Genomic DNA, 1,139 nt, shown 5'->3' on the forward strand with positions numbered 1-1,139 from the left:
GATCGTGAGCCCGTAGCCTTCGAGCCCGGCGCGCTTCTCGGGGTTGTTGGTGAGCAGCCGCATGCTGCGCACACCGAGGTCGGCGAGGATCTGCGCGCCGATCCCGTAGTCACGGGCGTCGGCGGGCAGCCCCATCGCGAGATTGGCGTCGACCGTGTCGGCACCCGCCTCCTGCAGCTGGTAGGCCTGCAGCTTGTGCAGCAGGCCGATGCCACGGCCCTCGTGCCCGCGCATGTAGAGCACGATGCCGCGGCCCTCCGCGGCAACGGCCTCGAGCGCGGCGTCGAGCTGCGGCCCGCAGTCGCAGCGCAGCGAGCCCAACACATCGCCGGTGAGGCACTCGGAGTGGACGCGGACCAGCACGTCCTCGCCGTCGCCCTCCGGGGTGGCAACGTCGCCGACGACCATCGCGATGTGCTCGATGCCGTCGAGCAGCGAGTCGTAGCCGTAAGCGACGAACTCACCGTGCGCGGTGGGGATGCGGGCCTGCGCGACACGGACCACGTGCTTCTCGAAACGCCGCCGGTAGGCGATCAGGTCAGCGATCGTGATGAGCGTGAGCTCGTGGTCCTCGGCGAAGACGCGCAGCTCGTCGCCGCGGGCCATGTCGGTGTCGTCCTTCTGCGAGACGATCTCGCAGAGCGCGCCGGCCGGGGCGAGCCCGGCCATGCGGGCGAGGTCGACGGCGGCCTCGGTGTGCCCGGGACGGCGCAGCACGCCACCCTCACGGGCCCGCAGGGGCAGCACGTGGCCGGGCCGGACGAGGTCGCCGGGGGTGGCGTCGGGATCGGCCAGCAGCCGGATGGTGCGGGCGCGGTCGGCGGCGGAGATGCCCGTCGACACACCCTCCTTGGCGTCGACCGTCACGGTGAAGGCCGTGCGGAAGTTGTCGCTGTTGGTGTGGTGCATCGGGGGCAGGTCGAGCCGGTCGCAGTCCGGGTCGGTCAGCGCCACGCACACGTAGCCCGAGGTGTAGCGCACGGTGAACGACACGAGCTCCGGCGTCGCCTTCTCGGCGGCGAAGATCAGGTCGCCCTCGTTCTCGCGGTCCTCGTCGTCGATCACGACGACGGGCTTGCCCTCGGCCAGGTCGGCCACCGCCCGCTCGATCAGCTCGAACGCACGGCGCCGGTCGGCCG

1 protein-coding gene is annotated in these 1,139 nt (G+C 71.9%); it reads right to left on the bottom strand.

Annotated elements, in window-relative coordinates:
* Nucleotides 1–1,113: bifunctional 3,4-dihydroxy-2-butanone-4-phosphate synthase/GTP cyclohydrolase II (locus TOK_RS13180; RefSeq protein WP_098958149.1), on the bottom strand; the 1,113-nt coding region annotated here is incomplete at its 3' end.
* Nucleotides 1,114–1,139: the final 26 nt, after the last annotated feature.

Origin of the sequence: Pseudonocardia sp. N23, assembly GCF_002583555.1 — a bacterium.
Lineage (GTDB): Bacteria > Actinomycetota > Actinomycetes > Mycobacteriales > Pseudonocardiaceae > Pseudonocardia.